Genomic DNA, 18,662 nt, shown 5'->3' with positions numbered 1-18,662 from the left:
ACATGGAGCAACATTCAAGTTAAGTGGAATAATAGCCTCTAACTCCGTATATCCCTTCTTCCCGATAACCATATATGAATGATGAGTAGAACTATGGCAAAGAGTATAGCCCACACTGTTGTCAGAACAACAGCCCCCAACTTCGATTCTTCAAATAACATCATCTCACGCACTAAATAAAATGACGGAGGCAGAATCTTGACAACCCACTGTATGGATTCAGGCAAACGTCCGCTTAATGAACCTTGGACAAACGATAATAACATCATCACAATGAAAGGAGGCATGCTGCGGCTCAGCATGGGAATGTATGATTTTTGGAAGAAAACACTGAGCCCCAGCCCCAAGAGCGACAACGCCAAATGTCCGGCCCAAGCCATGATCCACTCTCCAGTACTCGGTAGCCTCCCAAACATGCCCGTAACAACCGGATATAACACGGTAATTGCAGTCAGGCCGAACTGCATGGTCAACGCACAAATTAATTGTGCGAAGACAACCTTGCGTTTGCTACCTGCATGCAGAACAAGCAATTGATACTGCCCCGCAGGTTCCGTATTCAATACCGTCAAGCCCAGCCAGGCCGCACCAAAAAAGAGCAGCATGGCCGTAACGCTATAACTGTCCGCAACCGGATTAGGTTTGTAGGAATAGATAAGCAGCATCGTAATGATATAAAAGATCACCGGCGCAACATATTTCTGTGAACGTATGTAATGTTTTAACAAATAACGAGTCAAGTAGATCATTGGAGGTCGCCTCCTGCCGTAGATATGGAGGAAAGGTTCTCAGCAACTTCCCTGCTTATAACCTCACCCGGGTGCCGCCCCTCCATCAATCCTTCCATATTTAATCGGCTCTCTTCCGGCTGTACAGACACAATGGAACCGCCAGCTGCCAGAATCATTCCAATAATCCGATCTGCCGAACTGCGAGACACCTTCCAATCCCATACTTCTCGACCATAATCCTGACGAACCATGCAGCGATGGCATGCAATGATTCCCGGTTGATCAACAAGCAGCGATTTGATAACGGATTGTTCCAGCCCTTCCATCACACTTTGGATACTCACAGCGGGCTCACCAGCTTGCTGCAAATCTTCCTGACTCCAGCGACGCAGCACCGTTCCCTTCTGTAACACGATGACCTGATCTGCGAGACGTTCTATCAGCAATGGCTCATGGCAAGCTGTAACGATCTGGCTTCCTTCCTTTTTCCACTGTCTGAGCAAAGCTACAATTGCTTCCTGTGCCGGAACGTCCAGACCGGACAATGGTTCATCAAGCAGCAATAACCCATCAGGTCCAGGCAGCAAAGCCTGAATCAAATTCACCTTCTGCAAAGTACCTTTGGATAACTGAGGCAGGTTCTGATCCAGCGCCGTGCCCACGAATAACAGCTCACTCAATTCGCCTATCCGTTGTCGCAATATTTCAGGGCGCATGCCTCGAATACGTCCCATTTCCCACAGATACTCTCTTGGGGTGAAGGGCAGGCGTGGCAGTCCATCCAGTGCATACATAATCCGTCCATGCCTGGGCTTGCGCAGCGAGCCTGAGTCAGGCAGTAACATACCCGCCAGCACACGCAGCAACGAGCTTTTGCCTGAGCCATTCCTGCCCACCAGGACGATGCACTCCCCCTGACCTACTTCCAGATTGATATCATTCAATACCTGCACATCCCCAAGTCGTTTGCTCACCTGTTGTAGCGATATGATTCGTCCGTTTAAGTCTGCTGTTGCTTTTCCTGCTTTATCGAATAATCTACTTGTCCTCCATCCCATAGAGTCACATCCGTTCAGGGGCCTGAACGCCCAGTAAATATAGGCTGTAGGCAAGACGCTCCGCCGTACGCTCTGTTAACGCCACCCGGAAGGGTTTGACGTCAGCCGGCGCATCCGCAATTCGTTCCGCATGGTAAAAGCGGTTGAACGCTTGGGCAACATCTATCGCATACTTGGCAATGACCGAAGGCTCGTTGCGATGAATTGCTTTTTCCAGATACCGCGGATAATCCGCCAGCAGTTTCAGCAATGCCCATGAAGTGTCACCGATCATGACCGGCTTATTCTGAGTGTTGGCCGCAGCATTGTTACTAACACTGCTAGGAACATTCTCTAATTGATTTTCATTTTCCACACGCCCCGCCTCTGCTGCCTTCGCAAGCACACTGTTAATCCGGGCATGTGTGTATTGCACATAAGGTCCTGTCTCGCCTTCAAAGCTCACCGCATCTTCGAGCGAGAAATCGACGTCGTTCAACCGGTTATTGCGCAGATCTCCGAATACAATCGCACCTACACCAACCGCTTCCGCAACCTCCTGCGAGTTCGGCAGATTCGGATTTTTCTCCTGAATAATCTGTAATGCCCGAGCAACCGCCTCATCCAATACCTCCTGCAAAAAGACGACTTTTCCCCGGCGGGTAGACATCTTCCGTCCTTCGAAACGCATCAAGCCAAACGGAATATGTTCACAAATCTCAGACCATGCATACCCCATCCGGGATAATACCGCAAAGACCTGACGGAAATGAAGCTTCTGCTCTCCCCCGACTACATACAGCATTTTATCTGCCTTCATCACATCATGACGATAAACGGCTGTTGCCAAATCCCGTGTTGGATAGATGGTTGTTCCATCGGTTTTGATAATCAGGCAAGGTGGCATATTCTCCTCCTCCAAACGTACCACCAATGCGCCTTCGCTCTCTTCGAGCAATCCTTTTGCTTTCAGTTCTTCAACTATTGCACCCATCTTGTCGTTATAAAAGCTCTCACCCAGCGTATGGTCAAACTGTACATTCAGACGCTCATACATCCGATTGAATTCTTTCATGCTCACTTCTACAAAAAAGGTCCATAACCGCTGCGCCTCTTCATCCCCTTGCTCCAGCTTGCGGAACCAATCTCGTGCCTCGATTTCCAAAGATGGATCATTCTCCGCCTCATCGTGAAAACGCACATACAGCTCCAATGAGGTACGAATTGGCGCAGCCTGTAGCGCTTCATTATTACCCCAACGTTTGTAGGCTGCAATCTGCTTGCCGAATTGCGTTCCCCAATCCCCCAGATGATTCACACTGACCGAAGTATAGCCTGCCTCGTTATATAACCGATACAATGCTGCCCCAATCACGGTGGAGCGCAGATGACCGATTCCGAACGGCTTGGCAATGTTAGGCGACGACATGTCGATCACGACGCGTGCACCTGCCCCCAGCTGCAACTTGCCAAATGTTTTATGTCCCAGTTCTTGCAGCAGCTTCGGCGCCAGATCTTCCCGATTGAAACGTATGTTTACATAGGGTCCTGCTGGCGAAGCATCCAGCCCAACGGTCTGTAATTCGGCTGCGATATCAGCGGCGATAACCGCGGGTGCTTTTTTCAACGACTTGGCCAGAATAAAGCAGGGAAACGCCGCATCTCCCATCTCCGCCTGTGGTGGAACCTCCAGTAATCTCAACACCTCATCTTGCTTCAATCCCGTTAACGGAGCAAGTTGTGCTGCTGCCTGATTCATCAACATGTTGAACACTCCTAATCATTATCGTATTTAGCCATGCTATAGAAAACAAAAAAAGCCCTCGTCTCTATATCAGAGACGAGAGCTGATCTTCACAGTTCCCGCGGTACCACTCTAGGTGAGCCTGCAGCAAATGTACATCTTAGTACATTCACAACGTGCTCCGCTCGTTGCGATTAACGGTCGCCTGCCGGATTGCCCTCTAGTCCATGCTCTGCACCCTCTCAAGGATGCAAACATGCCTTCGGACAACCATCTCACGGGTGCGCTTCACTCAGGTCATGTCATACCGGCTTCCACCTGCCCCGGCTCGCTGTTATGCATGGATTCTGGCTACTCTCCCGATCACGGATATTCATCGTTTCAATTCATTGCCATCATTATACAGATCAAGCTCTGCTTTGGCAACCTGTTACATGCATTCCCCAATGGAGAGCCTGCTGGCGATAGAGGTTCACCCCATCTGGTGGAGAAGAACGTTACTATGCTGTATCCATAAAAAATCCCCTCCAGCAGACAACGTTGAAGTACATCTTATCGGATGTCTTATTACGTTGTCTTCTGTGAGGGGATTAGCCTGGCATCTGGCACATTACTCAGGCTTTTTATTTTTAACCCAATTTAATTCAATGGAGTTATATTTACGCAACCGCGGCCATCATGCGGCAAGCCTCCGCACATTTGCGGCAAGCTTCTGCGCAAGCCTGGCAGTGATCATGTTGATGTTTGCCACACTCAGCAGCACAAGCTTCACATGCTTTCACACATAGTTCGCAAATTTCGGCGATGAAATCACTTCCGCGTGTCATGGATTGAGCAGCAAAATTGCAGATCTCTGCACATTCCCGATCCAAACGAATGCAATCACGCAGCATCGCCAGATCATATTCTTTCAGACTCGATATGTAACATACATTGCAAGCATTCATACACTCCAGGCAAGCATCGATACATTGTTGATATTGTTGTTGTGTCATTTAAAGTTACCTCCCAGACTAAGTTTGCTATGCTTCTTAATACCCCGTCTGGAGGAACCTTGAATCATTAAACCTGATTTGCCGCCTCTAATTCCAGCAATTGGTTGCGAATAACCGACTGATCGAAATGTTCACCTATAAACACAGCGACATTAGGCACATCCCCTTGAGGTGTGATCTTCATATAATCCGATTCCCGGTAAGCATATTGGAACCAGAACCGACTGGACGTATCGCTAAAAGATAAAATCCCTTTTGCCCGGTACACGTCGCGTGGTAACTCAGCTATCAAGCGCTCAAAAGCCTCACTGTTCACCGGCTGGGTGAAATAGTGTGTATACACCATAACATGCTCATGCGAAGCATGGGGATGACTATGACTAAGGTTGTGGTCATGAGGATGTGCATGGACATTCCCATGAGAATGTTGATGTCCTTCGTGATCATGATCCACATGCTCATGATGTTCATGTCCATGATCCTGGCTGCATCCATGCTCTGCACAAGCCTCAGAATGCACGTGATGTTCCTTCTCCGCGTTTTTACTAGTTTCCTCAACAGATTGATAAGCATGCACATTGTCTCCACTGCGGAGCAGCACATCCATATCAACTTCACACTTCACCGTAGGCAGTACCGGAGCAAAACCGTTCCAGCGGGCCAACAGGTCCCGCAGATCTGCCAACTGCTGCTGATTCACCCGATCCGTTTTATTCAGGAGAAGTACAGACGCACAGCGAATCTGCTCCTGCATCAGCTTGAAGGTTTGTCCCTTCTGCTCCTGGTACAGCCCTGACAGATGCGCGGCATCTACTACAGTAATTAGGCTTCTCAGTTCAAGTCGCATATAGAGGGATGTTTCCGTTACTGCATCCAGAATCTCCATCGGGTTGGCTGCTCCTGTTGCTTCGATGATAATGACATCAGGCGATTCCTCCTGCACAAGATCAGCAAGTTGCAGCCCCAAGTCACCGCGCACGGTACAGCAAATGCATCCTCCCAACATTTCCGTCATGGGCACGGAAGCATCAACAATCTGACCATCCAGATTCACTTCACCCAGTTCATTCATGACAACGGCGGGCCGGAGACCTTGTTGCTGCCAATGTTCAATCAGTTGAACAAGCAGTGTCGTTTTGCCACTGCCCAAGAAGCCTGACAATATATATACTGGTATGGATGATTCATTTGTTTTTAATTCACTCATCGTTGTTCACCTCTCAATTTATCCAATGGTACTGGTCTATCTCTATCCTAGCGAGTGTACACTATCCTGCAATCTTTGCGCAATCCTGGCCTTCTATTCGCAAGTCCATTGCCTCATTCTACTGAATGGTCTATGCTATGAGAACATGTTGATTGGAGGAGGATGTATTATGACCAATTCAGTGGAACAACATCGTCAGGAAGCCCCTGACACGGTATCCTGTATGATTGTAACCGTTTCAGATACCCGTACCAAGGACACTGATACAAGCGGACAACTTATGCATAAGTTGCTGACCGATTCAGGCTACCAGATCGTCGAATATATCATTACACCGGATGAAACTGAAACCATTCGAAGCATCCTGCAGGATGCAGCCGTTCGTGACGATATCGAAGCCGTGCTGCTCAGCGGTGGGACCGGAATTGCACCCCGAGATACAACATACGAGGCAGTGTCTTCACTACTCGATAAGGAGCTGTCGGGGTTTGGAGAAATCTTCCGCTTCCTCAGCTATACCGAGGATATCGGTTCTGCTGCCATTCTTAGCCGGGCCGTAGCCGGTACGATTGGGCGTACGGCCGTATTCTCCATGCCGGGCTCCAAGGGAGCTGTCAAACTGGCAATGGAAAAACTCATTTTGCCTGAACTGAGGCATGTCATGCGTGAAATATATAAACCCGTCTGAATAATCAGACGGGTTTATCAGATTTATTTTAGTGGAGTCGATTACTTCAGTTGCTCAAGCACATGCTGGAATATCTGCATGACGTCTTCTTCATAATCGTCCTTTTCTCCACCTGAAGCCGTATAGACCAGTGACACGTAGTCTTTGCTGCGAATCGTTGTTTTGCCAAGTACATTTTCCATCACAGCCTCATCGCCATCATTACCGTACATTTCGTTCATCCGGGCTACTCTTGTAGGGGCATCACTGAAAATTTGGACCTTTACAATATGTCTGCCACTTCCATTCAGCAGGTACATATAAGAGATTCCGTCCTCACCATCATCAGCGGACATATTATTCATTAACTTTATGCCTTTTGCAGCAAAAGCTTCATCCAGCTCCTGAATTAATGGACCATTTAACCCGTGACCCTGACTCTTTGCCCGAACATTTCCTTCATCTGTCGCTTGTCGGGTATATATTTTCCGTTCCTGCTCCACATTCGATGCTGAACACGCTACTACCGATATTGTACATAGCACCACGACCATACTAACCAGCCCAGACTTTACACGCCCAGATCTATAATGCAATCCTTTTCCGTTAACACGCATACTCATCCTTCCTTTCCCGCCACATGCACGGTGACGCTCTCAGGTAGAGTTAGCATGTCTAGGAGAAAAGGATCTTATTCGGCAGGCGTATCGGACATCGTATTAACTACCGTACGACCTACAGCACCTCCCTTGAGGATCGTTTCGAGTGTCTGAGGCAGTTGTACCCATGAGATTTCCTGAATCCCTAGCTCCAGCGCCCGATCCGGCTTCCATTCTCCGCCAAGCAGCTTCCATATCCGTTCCCGCCGTTCCATCGGGCAATAGACTGAATCAATCCCAATCAATTGAATCCCCCGCAAAATAAACGGAAATACGGTGGACTCGAACGCAGCCCCTCCGGTTAAGCCTGATACGGCGACAGCGCCTCCGTATTGAATCTGTTTCAGACGTTCGGCCAGTGCAGGACCTGCTGCAGGATCAATAACACCTGCCCAGAGCTGTTTGCCCATTGCTCCCTTGGCTGACGCGTCCGCTTCTTCGCGTGAAATGACATGTGAGGCACCCAGATTCCGAAGCAGCTGCTCCTGTTGATCTTTTTTGCCTGTACTTGCTGTCACTTCAAATCCCAGCTTCGCCAGAATAGCTACTGCCATACTCCCTACTCCTCCGGTTGCTCCGGTCACAAGAATATTGCCCATCTCCGGAGTCACTCCAGCCCGCAACAAAGCATCTACCGAAAGTGCCGCAGTGAACCCTGCCGTTCCAATTGCCATCGCTTCCTTCTCACTGAGTCCATGCGGCAGAGGAACAAGCCATTCGCTGCGCAGACGCGCATATTGACTGTACCCTCCAAAATGAGAAACGCCCGGTTCGAAGCCTGTGCTGATCACCCGATCCCCCGGTGCAAACCGACCGCTCACGGATTCCTCTACAATCCCTGCAAGATCGATCCCCGGTACGATCGGATATTCGCGAACCACACCGCCCTTTTCAGTTGTGGCGAGACCATCTTTAAAATTGACGCTTGAGTATTGAACCTGTAGGGTTACGTCACCATTAGGCAAGTCCTCTTTCGTCAGCTGCTCCATAGCAGCCTTCACGCCACCCTGTTCTTCTTTACGCACGACATAGGCAGGAAAAGTATTCTTCATTCGTTATCCTCTCCTCAGTTATAAATTTACTTATTTTTCTATTCATATCATGAATTGTTCGCATTCAATTTAAACAAGTATAAGGGCGACATCCGTCGAACTCAATCTCTCCGGCTGGTCATCAAATAAATGAGCGGACCTATCAATGGGATCACCCCTGCAACTGCCCACCCGCGAGAACGACGATTGTTAAAAGCATCCCTGAACAATGCGATCACGGAAAGCAAAGTTAGGATGACGAAATCAATTGTCATAATATGTACAAAGGAAGACTCCCTGAACGCTTCCATGTATACATCAGGATTGCCTTGAGTCACTGCATAGAAGCCTGTGCCCAATGTAAGCAGCAGCAGAACCACATGGGTCAGCTTATGAGCTGCCACACGTCCAATACCCGATTCACGCTTACTACCAAAGGAGAGGCGTTCGTATCCCGAACCTCTGTGTGTTTGCGAGGACCACGCAAAATAAGGCAGCAACGCAAAGGCTCCCAAACCAAAAGACAGCAACACAAAAGGCCACGCCGGTACACGAGATCCTCTCGCTTTCCCTGACCTTCTTAACAGCAGGCAAGCGAAAATAGCCGGATAAATCCCAAGCCACGAAAATACCGTTAGTAGCCAAGGTTCTTTGCTTTGCAGTGTGACCAGCTCTTTAAACACAGGGTCACTCCCAAGAGGCTGCCCAGGTACCCAAATCCAGGCGTACGCAATGAAAGCCAGCCAGGTCAGTGCCAAAATCCATTTCATGGTTGCACCTCCTCTTTCATTCATCCCCGGCAGATACGCAATTGAAACAGCCATAGAAACAGATCCTGTCGAAAGGTAAGCTCGGAAAGATGCAGTATTTGACGTCTCCTGCGCTTTCCCGAGAAATAACTGCTTCATTTCCCTGTAAACCTGCGTCCGTTGAAGGTATAGTATACCGCAGTTCAAGGACTGTCTGTCCATGATGTTTCACACACCATCCATTCGTCATGCGGGACAATCAGCAAGAAAGAAGAAACCAAAAAGGCATAACCCGGTCTACGTCCTTCCGGTTATGCCCCTTTATTTGATTTATTCTTCGGTGGATTGCACGTGCTCAGCAATGAGCTTCTGCTTCATATTCCAGGCCGCAGGGCTGATATTTACGCGGTAAATCTCAGGATTGAGTTTCCGCAGATATTCCGGCCAGAAGAGATCCATCTGCTCGCGGTGATAACTTCGAATTTCATCCAGGGTAGGCAGCTCATACACTTTGCGCCCATTCACAAAGATCGGTTCCAGCATATTTACTGCTTCGTAGCGGGTTACCGTCTTTTTCAGATAAGGGTGTAGCGGGTTGAACAGCTTGAGCGGCCCGCCCTGTAGCGGCTGCTCTTCTCCTGGATAGCAGATATAATCTGCAATCGCCTTGCCATGTTTCGGATCAATGATCCGGAAGACTTCTTTTTTACCTGGTGTGGAGACTTTTTCGGGATTGGCCGAAATTTTGATCGTAGGCAGCATGGCACCATCCACTTCACGCTCCACCAATTTATACACGCCACCCAAAGAAGGTTGGTCGGAAGCGGTAATTAGTTGTGTGCCCACTCCCCATGTATCGATGCGAGCTCCTTGCGCCTTAAGGTTGAAAATTGTATTTTCATCCAGATCGTTGGAAGCTACAATCTTCACGTAATCCAGTCCGGCGTCGTCCAGCATCTGCCGAGCTTGAATGGATAGATACGCAAGGTCCCCGCTATCCAGACGAATGGCGTTCATCTTTTTGCCCTGGCTCTCCAGCTTCTTGGCGGTCTTGATTGCATGGGGTACACCACTGTTCAATGTATCAAAAGTATCGACCAGCAGTGTCACTTGATCTGGCAGCACTTTGGCATAGACGTCAAACGCCTCCTGCTCACTCATAAAACTCTGCACCCAGGAATGGGCATGTGTCCCTGCTGTCGGAATTCCAAATCGCTCTCCAGCCAGCATATTAGACGTTGCATGGAATCCTGCCACATACGAGGCACGCGCCCCCCAAATGGCCGCATCCGCTTCCTGGGCACGTCGTGTTCCGAATTCGAGCAACGTGTCCTGACTTGCCACCTGTTTGATCCGGGAAGCCTTCGTTGCAATTAACGTCTGATAATTCATGAAGTTAAGTATCGCCGTCTCCACCAGTTGTGTCTCCATAATGGAGCCTTCTACCCGAATGAGCGGTTCATCAGGGAAAACGAGCGCCCCTTCCTTCATGGAATGAATCGTCCCCTGAAATGAAAACTGGAGCAACTCTTCCAGAAAGACCGGATCGTAATTTTCCTCTTGTTTAGATAAATATTTGATGTCCTCCATCGTAAACCGAAGCTGGCTGATATAATTCACAATGCGTTCCAATCCGGCAAATACGGCATATCCGTTGCCAAAAGGAAGCTTGCGGAAATAGGCTTCAAACACCGCTTTCCGTTTGTGAGTTCCATTCACCCAGTGGGCGTACATCATATTGATTTGATATTTATCCGTATGTAAAGCCAGGCTAGTCGTCTGCATTTGTCTCATCCTCTCTGACTTCCGCTTGTGTCGGCAGGTCTAGCCTTGCAGACACGGGTCAACATGTGGAGACTCATTGCTCATGATTCATGATTCTGGTTACGTACCATTGCATAAGTCTCCGGTTTATTCCTATTCACCATATTCCCCAGCAACATAACACTTGTTCAACAGGATATGATGGATATAATCACAGGTTGGTTTACTGGTTCAAGCCTGCGAGAACGGTATCGCTCGCTTTGACCACCTGGGCCCCAAGACTGGAACGAAAATGTCCAAGCGCCCAATCATGTCCCGCTTGATTGAAGCTCGCCACGGCGTCTTCATATACCGTTATGTGAAAACCTTTATTATAAGCATCCACTGCCGTGTGCAGTACGCAAATATCCGTACATACACCGATCAGTGCAATGTCTGTTATTCCACGTTCACGCAGGCGCAGCTCCAGATCTGTACCGCAGAATGCGCTGTATCTTGTTTTATCCATCCATCGAATCTGAGATTCCCGTTCTTCCATAACCTGGGCTAGACGACCATAAAGCTGTCTTCCCTCCGTACCTCTAATGTTATGGGGCGGAAAAAGGGCCGTTTCCGGATGGTAAGGATCATTCTCTTCATGCAAGTCCACGGCCATAACAACCTCATGCTTGTTATTGCAATAAGCCTCCGTTATTGCTGCAATCGTCTCCTCAATCTCCACAGCAGGCTGGCCTACAGGCAACGAACCTGTCACAAAATCACGTGTAAAATCGATTACAATCAGTGCTTTCATCGTCCACACTCCCTTTTTGAGAATAGGTTGATCCTGATTCAATCCATCATGATTCGCTTGCGAATTAAGTATAGATGGAAAGACGAGGTACAAGCTCCGTAAAACGGTATAGCTGGGCCGGACGCTGTGAATATTGATTGGAGCTTAGCAGGTTGCCCTCCTCATCCCGAACCTCTTCCACAATGCCTTTGCGGCTGCGTGTAGAAGTGATCTTCCGAATGAAATTCGGTTCTTCAAAGTCAGGTACAACACTCTGAATCACTTGGTATAACTCGCTTAGTGTAAAATCACGAGGCAGGAACTGTCGTGCAATCGTCGTTTCCAGCATTTGCTGTTGAATACGCCGGTACGCATCTTCTATAATCGTCCGGTGATCAAAGGCAAGCTCGAGCTCTTGCAAAGCTTCCTGAATCGTAAATAATCCAACATCCTCAGCATCATCTGCCGCCTGACGGTGTTCCAACATCCATTCCTCTACCAGTGCAAAAAACGCATGTGAGATAATCCATCCTCTGGGGTCACGCCCAGGCTGACTATATACATTCAAGTACTCCAGATGTCCGCCGTCCACACCTGTCTCTTCCATCAACTCGCGCTTTGCAGCACCATAGATGGATTCATTTTCCTGACAAAATCCACCGGGCAACGCCCATCTCCCCGCAAAAGGCCATCCTTTGCGTTTGATCAGCATGACCTTCAACTCCCGGATTGGGAGTGTCTTGGTTACCGTCTTGCGTTCCCGCTTGGTCAAGGTAAACATGACGATATCCGCAGGAACACCATCGGGTGTACGATATTTCTTGGAACTATAGGCACGTGCTGCCTGTTCATCGCTTTCAGCATTGAATTGTTCGTAGTTTTCGCTCATGGGCACCACCGACTATTCTCATTTTGATATTTTCATTATGACATAATAATATCTTTTGTCAACCTTGAGATTCCGTGTTTTGCGCTTTTACTCGCGCTATACGGAATGTAGCTGTTGCCATACATCCCAACGTTCCAGATGCATCCCGTACCTCAGATTGTGCCGTCACACTACGCCCCGCTTGATGAAGGATCGTTGATGTCACGATTAATTCCCCTTGTTTCATAGGTGCCAAGAAATGAACATTCAGATTGGTGGTCACACAACTGTCTACTGCCATTGCCGCTGTAGCTACCATGCCCATCGCCTGATCCATCAGGGACGTCAGCACTCCACCATGAATAATCCCCATGGAGTTGGTGTGATGTTCGCCCGCTGTCAGCGCGATCTGTACTTCTTCTCCGTCACCTTTAATAAACCGACAACCGAGAAAGCCCCAAAATCTTCCGTTTCCTTCTGCAACCATTTTGTCCAAAATACCCATATTGATTTCCCCTTTAGTGCACTTTAAGTATAAAGCCCATGATGTATGTTGTTGATGATTTTACCAGCATTGGTTCTTTTCGTAGTTGATCTAAAGTGCTTCGTTATTATATTAAGCCTGCTCTTACGGAACAGGTCTTATCCAGTGAAGTTGTCTTGATCAGGCCACCACACAAAATAACCCCACCACGTGGAGTCTGAGATGATCAAAAAAGGCGCGGACTGCGTCCGCACCCTTCCGTTCACTTACCCGCAGCTGGTCGGAGGTGAATCCGTACCTGCCTCCACGTTCACTTTCTCGGAGACGGTATCCCGAATTACAGAAATAACAAGCTGAAGCAAATAATTGATATCGCTTTGACTTTGCTGAAATTCCGTAACGAGTGGAATGCCGTCCAACTCTGCCTGCAGATCCTCAATTTCCTGTTCAATTTTGCTGACCATGTCTGCATTTTTGAAGCTTTCAAAAGCAACGATTTCCTTTTGTTTCTTCTTGATCGTTGCAATCAATTGTTGGATGCGCTCATGATCGCGAATTTTGGACTCAGCCTGTTGGAACTGTTTAACTTCCTCGCTCGTTCCAAGCATATCAGCCAATTCTTTGGCTTTTCCCATAATGTCGTCGCGTATAACCAGATTGCGCGTATCGTAGGTAGGCATTCCATAAGGGTTGTACTGCACTTCTTCCTGCGCCACTCGAAATCGCTCCATTCTATGAGATGATATAAGATGAAATACTCGATGTTGCACTAAGCTTAGTTAACTGCTTGAGTGACCGCTGCGGTTACGGATCGTTCTTTCGATCGCTGTTGTCTCCAAATTTTTCTGATTGTAATAGTCTGTGGATAAAATTTGGAGACAAAGGCGAACGCTTCGCTTCTACAGAATCGATTCCGTCACCTTCGCTACGCTGGGCCGTAACCCGCCAAGTGCAAAAAGACATTCATCTTATTAGGTTTGTGTATTACTGATTGGCGGCTACTGGCTCTGAGAGCAGGTTGCCCCGAATATAGAAAGTCATTGGATCGGTGATTTCTACATGTACAAAAGTACCGATCAATTCTTTAGGTCCTTCAAAGTGCACCAGCTTGTTGCTGCGTGTACGTCCTGCCAGAACATTGGAATTCCGTTTGCTCTCACCTTCGACCAGCACTTCAACAACCTTGCCGCGCTGCTTTTCATTGCTGCTATGGCTGTATGCGTTGATCGTCTCGTTCAAGCGTTTCAAACGTTCCTTCTTCACGTCCATCGGCACGTTATCCTCCATCACCGCAGCAGGTGTACCTTCACGCGGAGAGTAGATGAATGTGTAGGCAAAATCGTAGCCAACTTCCTTGACCAGTGACAGCGTATCTTCGAACTGCTCTTCCGTCTCCCCCGGGAAACCAACGATAATATCAGTGGTTAACACGACATCTGGAATTGCAGTTTTAATTTTGTCAGCAAGCTTCAGGTAGTGTTCCCGACTGTACTTGCGGCTCATACGTTTCAGCACTTCCGTGCTACCAGACTGCACAGGCAGATGGATATGTTCCACCAGGTTCCCGCCCTTCGCAAGCACCTCAATCAGATGATCATCGAAGTCACGTGGATGACTGGTTGTAAACCGAACCCGTGGAATATCGATTTTGCGGATATCATCCATCAGGTCACCGAAGCTATACTTCAGATCCGTGAAGTCTTTGCCATAAGCATTAACGTTCTGGCCGAGCAGCGTGATTTCCTTGAAGCCTTGTCTTGCCAGTTCACGAACTTCGGCAATAACATCTTCTGGACGTCGACTGCGCTCTTTCCCCCGTGTGAACGGGACGATGCAATATGTACAGAACTTGTCGCAACCATACATAATGTTCACCCAGCCGCGCATGCCCTCACGTTTTTTCGGTAGGTTCTCAATGATGTCGCCTTCCTTGGACCATACCTCAACAACCATTTCTTTACTGAACAGCGCTTCTTGAATCAGGTGTGGCAGCCGATGTACGTTGTGTGTACCAAAAATCATATCCACAAAACCATGCTTCTGCATGATCCGGTTCACGACGCCTTCTTCCTGCGACATACAGCCACACACACCCAGTAACAAACCTGGACGTTCGGTTTTCAGGGTTTTCAGATGGCCCAGCTCACCAAACACTTTATCTTCCGCATTTTCTCGAATCGCACATGTGTTTAACAGAATGATATCTGCCTCTTTGCGATCCTCGGTAGCCTGATAGCCCATCGATTCAAGCAATCCTTTGATGGTCTCCGAATCATGTTCGTTCATCTGGCATCCATACGTATATACGATATAGTGTTTGCCTTTCCCCACGTTTTTCAGTTCCTCGGGTACGGCTGTTTCGTAAAGCACCTGGACGTCTTCCTTGCCCCGTTGTTTCTCCTGACGATGATTAGGTTCGGATTTGATGTTAATCTCCCGGCCCCGGATTCTTATCTTTTTGCTGAATTCATCTTGCGAAATTACTTTGGCATCGGAGAAATCAAAATATTGGGAGTAATCCTTTTTTGAGTCTTTAGCCATTTCCTTCGGTCACTCCTTACAGCCTCTATTAATAAAAAATCGTTATTTCATCTTGTTTCACGTGATTTGCACGCTTTATACATCAAAAGAGCATTACAGCAAATTATAACATGAATTGGGCTGTAGTTCCACATCCAAAGCCGCTGCCCCTTCGCCTATCCCGAAATCTGCGCAGGTCTGCTAAACAGCCCGAAAATACACAAAAACCTGAGCTATCCCAGGTCGAATGTAGCGACGCGTGGATATACTCAGGTTTATACGTTCATTCAAACCGCCAAGATCACGGCTGAAGATTGTTCCATGTGATTAGTCGATGATTTCAGCAGTATCGCCGTTACGAGCGCCAGCTGCATTAGCTTCATCCGTATCAATATGCATGTCCAGTGCAAAGGAATCCGATACACGAGCCAGTACATTTTCCAGTACCAGACCACGATCTCCACCCAGACGAACTTTCAGCAATTGTTTGTCCTCAATGCCCCATTTAGCAGCATCAGAAGTATGGAAGTGGATATGACGAGCAGCAACGATAACACCTTTATCGATTGTAACTTCGCCAGCAGGTCCTTTAATCGTAATACCTGGAGTACCTTCGATGCTTCCGGATTCACGAACAGGTGCCTTAACACCAATAGCGAAAGAATCTGTCATCGAGATTTCCAGTTGTGTTTCCGGACGAACAGGTCCAAGGATACGCACTTTATCAAACTGTCCTTTCGAACCAATAACCGCTACTGTTTCGTTAGCAGCATATTGTCCTGGTTGGGACAGAGGTTTAAACTCGGTCAATTCGTAGCCTTTACCAAACAAAATTTCAACGTGCTCTTGAGATACATGAATGTGACGGGCAGATACGCCCACAGGTACAGTTTTGCTCATTGTGAATTTCACTCCTTGTTTATCTATGGCCTGTAGCCAGGCTCTTAACAATCCTATGGTATTATACCCCTTTTTGAAGTGAAATGAAAACGAACTGCTGAAAATTCATGAAATACACTTATTTTGCAATCATTAATCCCCTGCATTTGGTAAATCCATCTGAACATGGACGGCTATTCCTTTCAGCTCGTTTTCTTCAGGGGACCAACGGTATCATGATTTACCATGTTCCACCTTCAAATTTTCCCTTGGAAAATTTTCTCCTAAATAACTCATCGCATTGCCCCACATCCAACCATGAACGAGTGATTCGTCGTAGTGCTTGAGCAGCGTATCTATCAGCTTTGGATACTGCCCGGTATGTTCAAGGTCATGGATATACGTAGCAATTCCGTCAAAATCAGACCCCATCATCAGATGATGCTCCCCTCCCAGAGAACATATCTGCTCAATATGAGGCAATAGATCTTCAATACATACTTCGCCTTCCTGCTTCACAAACCACGGTACAAACGTCAGCCCAATACGCCCTTCCCGGGCAATAATGGCCCGTATCTGCTCATCCTTCAGATTACGCACATGCGGGCATATGGCATAACTGTTGGAATGCGAAGCGATAAAAGGACGTTCACTAAGGTCAGCAAGTTCCCAGAAACCTTTCTCGGTCAGATGTGATACATCCAGCAGCATGCCGATTTGGTTACACAGTTGAACCAGCTCTCTGCCCTTCTCCGTAAGTCCCGCCCCACGTTTCTCCAGTACACCATCAGCTGCCCAATTGGCATAGTTCCAGGTAAGGCCAACGATCCGCACACCCATTTGATAACACAACTCAAGATAAAAGAGATTGCCCTCCAGTCCATCGACACCTTCAAGTGTAAGTAGTCCCCATGGTCTGTCCGTTTGCCCGATCTGCGTAAGCTGTTCTCGCCATAACAATGTATTCGTGCCTTCAGCTCGTTCTTTGGTTATCTCCACTCGCTTGCGGTACGTGTCCAACTGGCCCATCACATGTTCAAACTTTCCTCTGCCAAGCACTTCGGGCAAATAGATTGCAAAGGCCTGCAAACCAATGTTACCTTCTCTCATACGTTCCAGATTCACATCCAGCTGTGAAGCATTTTCAAATGAATGGCTAGGGTTCATCAGCATTTTACTCAAAGCATCACAATGAAAATCGGCTACTCGCCAGTTGTGCATCACAATCTCTCCTTCTAAACGGTTATGTTATGGAATAAAACGCAAAAAAACCTGTCTACTTCGTAAACAGGTTCAATGCATAAACGCATGTATTATCTGGGCTCCACAATCAGCTTAATGGCCGTTCGGTCCTCGCCGTCGATCACAATGTCTGTAAAAGCTGGAATACAAATCAAGTCAACTCCGCTTGGTGCTACAAATCCCCGGGCTATCGCTACCGCTTTAATGGCTTGGTTCAGTGCTCCCGCTCCAATTGCCTGCAGTTCAGCATTTCCACGTTCACGAAGAACACCTGCAAGAGCGCCGGCTACGGAATTGGGATTGGACTTTGCTGAAACTTTTAATACTTCCATGGTAAGTACCTCCCTGGGAATGTTGAATGTTTGTTTCCACTTACTAGATGTTATTCGCGGGAGGCAAAAAAATTCCTTCTTTTTAGACGGGTTTCCCTGCAAATTGGGACAATACCCCTATTCCATGCGCCACTCGTCCTCCATCAGACGAATTTTCTCAATGCGTGTTGCAGCACCTGTGGCTTCATCGATCTCCACAAATACACCGTGGAAATGCCATTTGCCATCATCCACAACAAATCGTACCGGAAGCTGGGTGTAGAACTTGCGAAGCACCGCTTCACGCTCCATGCCCAATATGCCGTCACGCGGCCCTACCATACCCGCATCGGTTAAATAAGCTGTTCCTCCTGGCAAAATACGATCATCGTTGCTCTGCACATGTGTATGTGTACCTACGACCAGCGACGCACGTCCATCCAGATGCCAGCCCATAGCAATCTTCTCAGACGTTGCTTCAGCATGCATATCGACCAGAATGCATTTGTGGTCTTGACGCAGTTCATCCACAATTTCATCGGCAACGCGGAATGGACAATCTAGAGCAGGCAGGAATGTCCGGCCTTGCAGGTTGACAATCGCCAGCTCCTTGCCTTCTCCTTTGACTACGGTGTATCCTCTGCCTGGTGTTCCCGGCGGAAAGTTCGCAGGACGAATCATACGTGGCTCATCATCTATAAAATCAAATATGTCCTTATTGTCCCAGGTATGGTTACCAAGGGTGATGCCATGCACACCCCAGTTGAAAAACTCATTTGCAATTGCCCCGGTGATTCCACGGCCTGCCGCTGCATTTTCCCCATTAACAATGACCACATGTGGCTTATACTTCGTTTTGAGGTAGGGAAGGTTTTCCTTCAATGCCTTACGCCCCACGTTCCCCACAATATCACCAATAAACAAAACTTTCATTTTACTGCCTCCTTAATCCCTACCAAGCGCAGCCTACTTCAAAGCATCCGAAACTTCGCAGGACCTCTA

20 protein-coding genes are annotated in these 18,662 nt (G+C 47.9%); 2 read left to right on the top strand and 18 right to left on the bottom strand.

The window, feature by feature from the left end; translation table 11 throughout:
- Positions 1-38: 38 nt before the first annotated feature.
- From BLS14_RS01905 to argS, 3 genes are read right to left on the bottom strand one after another with little or no spacing between them, the layout of a single operon-like run.
- A complete protein-coding gene (locus BLS14_RS01905; RefSeq protein ID WP_090949150.1) occupies positions 39-749 on the bottom strand; it encodes a hypothetical protein in 711 nt (236 codons plus the stop codon).
- Complete coding sequence (locus BLS14_RS01900; RefSeq protein WP_090949148.1) at positions 746-1,789, bottom strand: ATP-binding cassette domain-containing protein; 1,044 nt, start codon at positions 1,787-1,789, stop codon at positions 746-748. Before BLS14_RS01900 ends, BLS14_RS01905 begins: the two co-directional genes overlap by 4 nt.
- A 4-nt stretch (positions 1,790-1,793) precedes the next feature.
- Positions 1,794-3,533, bottom strand: coding sequence for an arginine--tRNA ligase (argS, locus tag BLS14_RS01895; RefSeq protein WP_090949146.1), 1,740 nt, complete (start codon positions 3,531-3,533; stop codon positions 1,794-1,796).
- A gap of 130 nt (positions 3,534-3,663) precedes the next feature.
- On the opposite strand from argS, the gene BLS14_RS01890 reads away from it, so the two are divergent.
- Complete coding sequence (locus BLS14_RS01890; protein WP_139295599.1) at positions 3,664-4,029, top strand: hypothetical protein; 366 nt, start codon at positions 3,664-3,666, stop codon at positions 4,027-4,029.
- Positions 4,030-4,171: 142 nt separating this feature from the next.
- On the opposite strand, the gene BLS14_RS01885 is transcribed toward BLS14_RS01890, so the two are convergent.
- Both BLS14_RS01885 and BLS14_RS01880 read right to left on the bottom strand, forming a co-directional pair.
- The gene (locus BLS14_RS01885; RefSeq protein WP_063566344.1) at positions 4,172-4,507 is read right to left on the bottom strand and encodes a four-helix bundle copper-binding protein; all 336 of its coding nucleotides are present in this window, start codon (positions 4,505-4,507) and stop codon (positions 4,172-4,174) included.
- Positions 4,508-4,574: 67 nt separating this feature from the next.
- A complete protein-coding gene (locus tag BLS14_RS01880; RefSeq protein ID WP_090805451.1) occupies positions 4,575-5,714 on the bottom strand; it encodes a CobW family GTP-binding protein in 1,140 nt (379 codons plus the stop codon).
- A gap of 166 nt (positions 5,715-5,880) precedes the next feature.
- Here BLS14_RS01880 and BLS14_RS01875 point away from each other — a divergent pair, with 166 nt between their 5' ends.
- Positions 5,881-6,402 (top strand): MogA/MoaB family molybdenum cofactor biosynthesis protein, encoded by a 522-nt coding sequence (locus BLS14_RS01875; RefSeq protein WP_090807431.1) that lies wholly within the window; start codon positions 5,881-5,883, stop codon positions 6,400-6,402.
- 41 nt (positions 6,403-6,443) lie between these two features.
- Here the strand turns inward: BLS14_RS01875 and BLS14_RS01870 are convergent, their stop codons facing one another.
- The 13 genes from BLS14_RS01870 to BLS14_RS01810 form a co-directional block, all read right to left on the bottom strand.
- Positions 6,444-6,998, bottom strand: a complete 555-nt coding sequence (locus BLS14_RS01870; protein WP_090805448.1) for a hypothetical protein — start codon at positions 6,996-6,998, stop codon at positions 6,444-6,446.
- A gap of 74 nt (positions 6,999-7,072) precedes the next feature.
- Positions 7,073-8,092 (bottom strand): acrylyl-CoA reductase family protein, encoded by a 1,020-nt coding sequence (locus tag BLS14_RS01865; protein ID WP_090805445.1) that lies wholly within the window; start codon positions 8,090-8,092, stop codon positions 7,073-7,075.
- A gap of 101 nt (positions 8,093-8,193) precedes the next feature.
- Positions 8,194-8,841, bottom strand: coding sequence for a hypothetical protein (locus BLS14_RS01860; protein WP_090805442.1), 648 nt, complete (start codon positions 8,839-8,841; stop codon positions 8,194-8,196).
- 309 nt (positions 8,842-9,150) lie between these two features.
- Positions 9,151-10,605 (bottom strand): nicotinate phosphoribosyltransferase, encoded by a 1,455-nt coding sequence (locus BLS14_RS01855; protein WP_063566350.1) that lies wholly within the window; start codon positions 10,603-10,605, stop codon positions 9,151-9,153.
- 202 nt (positions 10,606-10,807) lie between these two features.
- Positions 10,808-11,377, bottom strand: coding sequence for a cysteine hydrolase family protein (locus tag BLS14_RS01850; protein WP_090949143.1), 570 nt, complete (start codon positions 11,375-11,377; stop codon positions 10,808-10,810).
- A gap of 64 nt (positions 11,378-11,441) precedes the next feature.
- Complete coding sequence (locus BLS14_RS01845) at positions 11,442-12,245, bottom strand: NUDIX hydrolase (RefSeq protein WP_062326181.1); 804 nt, start codon at positions 12,243-12,245, stop codon at positions 11,442-11,444.
- A 58-nt stretch (positions 12,246-12,303) separates the two neighbouring features.
- Complete coding sequence (locus tag BLS14_RS01840; RefSeq protein ID WP_063566353.1) at positions 12,304-12,729, bottom strand: PaaI family thioesterase; 426 nt, start codon at positions 12,727-12,729, stop codon at positions 12,304-12,306.
- A gap of 245 nt (positions 12,730-12,974) precedes the next feature.
- Positions 12,975-13,439 (bottom strand): YlbF/YmcA family competence regulator, encoded by a 465-nt coding sequence (locus BLS14_RS01835; RefSeq protein WP_371121198.1) that lies wholly within the window; start codon positions 13,437-13,439, stop codon positions 12,975-12,977.
- 253 nt (positions 13,440-13,692) lie between these two features.
- On the bottom strand, positions 13,693-15,249 hold the full coding sequence (miaB, locus tag BLS14_RS01830; protein WP_090949141.1) for a tRNA (N6-isopentenyl adenosine(37)-C2)-methylthiotransferase MiaB: 1,557 nt from the start codon (positions 15,247-15,249) through the stop codon (positions 13,693-13,695).
- Positions 15,250-15,555: 306 nt separating this feature from the next.
- Complete coding sequence (pduL, locus tag BLS14_RS01825; protein WP_053783855.1) at positions 15,556-16,128, bottom strand: phosphate propanoyltransferase; 573 nt, start codon at positions 16,126-16,128, stop codon at positions 15,556-15,558.
- A gap of 213 nt (positions 16,129-16,341) precedes the next feature.
- Complete coding sequence (locus BLS14_RS01820; protein ID WP_090949139.1) at positions 16,342-17,328, bottom strand: dipeptidase; 987 nt, start codon at positions 17,326-17,328, stop codon at positions 16,342-16,344.
- 92 nt (positions 17,329-17,420) lie between these two features.
- Positions 17,421-17,681, bottom strand: coding sequence for a stage V sporulation protein S (locus tag BLS14_RS01815; RefSeq protein ID WP_019005392.1), 261 nt, complete (start codon positions 17,679-17,681; stop codon positions 17,421-17,423).
- A gap of 117 nt (positions 17,682-17,798) precedes the next feature.
- Complete coding sequence (locus BLS14_RS01810) at positions 17,799-18,593, bottom strand: TIGR00282 family metallophosphoesterase (RefSeq protein ID WP_024630289.1); 795 nt, start codon at positions 18,591-18,593, stop codon at positions 17,799-17,801.
- Between the last annotated feature and the right edge of the window lie 69 nt (positions 18,594-18,662).

The sequence above is a fragment of the Paenibacillus sp. OK060 genome, from assembly GCF_900101205.1.
Classification (GTDB): domain Bacteria; phylum Bacillota; class Bacilli; order Paenibacillales; family Paenibacillaceae; genus Paenibacillus; species Paenibacillus marchantiae.
The sequence above is the reverse complement of the archived record's forward strand: the minus strand, read 5'-3'. Positions and strand labels throughout refer to the sequence as shown.

Bases quoted from the DNA above. Each gene is read 5' to 3' on its own strand.
- BLS14_RS01820 (WP_090949139.1), bottom strand. From the start codon at position 17,328: ATGCACAACTGGCGAGTAGCCGATTTTCATTGTGATGCTTTGAGTAAA.
- BLS14_RS01850 (WP_090949143.1), bottom strand. From the start codon at position 11,377: ATGAAAGCACTGATTGTAATCGATTTTACACGTGATTTTGTGACAGGT.
- BLS14_RS01810 (WP_024630289.1), bottom strand. From the start codon at position 18,593: ATGAAAGTTTTGTTTATTGGTGATATTGTGGGGAACGTGGGGCGTAAG.
- argS (WP_090949146.1), bottom strand. From the start codon at position 3,533: ATGTTGATGAATCAGGCAGCAGCACAACTTGCTCCGTTAACGGGATTG.
- BLS14_RS01900 (WP_090949148.1), bottom strand. From the start codon at position 1,789: ATGGGATGGAGGACAAGTAGATTATTCGATAAAGCAGGAAAAGCAACA.
- BLS14_RS01840 (WP_063566353.1), bottom strand. From the start codon at position 12,729: ATGGGTATTTTGGACAAAATGGTTGCAGAAGGAAACGGAAGATTTTGG.
- BLS14_RS01835 (WP_371121198.1), bottom strand. From the start codon at position 13,439: ATGGAGCGATTTCGAGTGGCGCAGGAAGAAGTGCAGTACAACCCTTAT.
- BLS14_RS01880 (WP_090805451.1), bottom strand. From the start codon at position 5,714: ATGAGTGAATTAAAAACAAATGAATCATCCATACCAGTATATATATTG.
- BLS14_RS01860 (WP_090805442.1), bottom strand. From the start codon at position 8,841: ATGAAATGGATTTTGGCACTGACCTGGCTGGCTTTCATTGCGTACGCC.
- BLS14_RS01865 (WP_090805445.1), bottom strand. From the start codon at position 8,092: ATGAAGAATACTTTTCCTGCCTATGTCGTGCGTAAAGAAGAACAGGGT.
- pduL (WP_053783855.1), bottom strand. From the start codon at position 16,128: ATGAGCAAAACTGTACCTGTGGGCGTATCTGCCCGTCACATTCATGTA.
- BLS14_RS01855 (WP_063566350.1), bottom strand. From the start codon at position 10,605: ATGCAGACGACTAGCCTGGCTTTACATACGGATAAATATCAAATCAAT.
- BLS14_RS01845 (WP_062326181.1), bottom strand. From the start codon at position 12,245: ATGAGCGAAAACTACGAACAATTCAATGCTGAAAGCGATGAACAGGCA.
- BLS14_RS01885 (WP_063566344.1), bottom strand. From the start codon at position 4,507: ATGACACAACAACAATATCAACAATGTATCGATGCTTGCCTGGAGTGT.
- BLS14_RS01870 (WP_090805448.1), bottom strand. From the start codon at position 6,998: ATGCGTGTTAACGGAAAAGGATTGCATTATAGATCTGGGCGTGTAAAG.
- BLS14_RS01815 (WP_019005392.1), bottom strand. From the start codon at position 17,681: ATGGAAGTATTAAAAGTTTCAGCAAAGTCCAATCCCAATTCCGTAGCC.
- miaB (WP_090949141.1), bottom strand. From the start codon at position 15,249: ATGGCTAAAGACTCAAAAAAGGATTACTCCCAATATTTTGATTTCTCC.
- BLS14_RS01905 (WP_090949150.1), bottom strand. From the start codon at position 749: ATGATCTACTTGACTCGTTATTTGTTAAAACATTACATACGTTCACAG.
- BLS14_RS01890 (WP_139295599.1), top strand. From the start codon at position 3,664: ATGTACATCTTAGTACATTCACAACGTGCTCCGCTCGTTGCGATTAAC.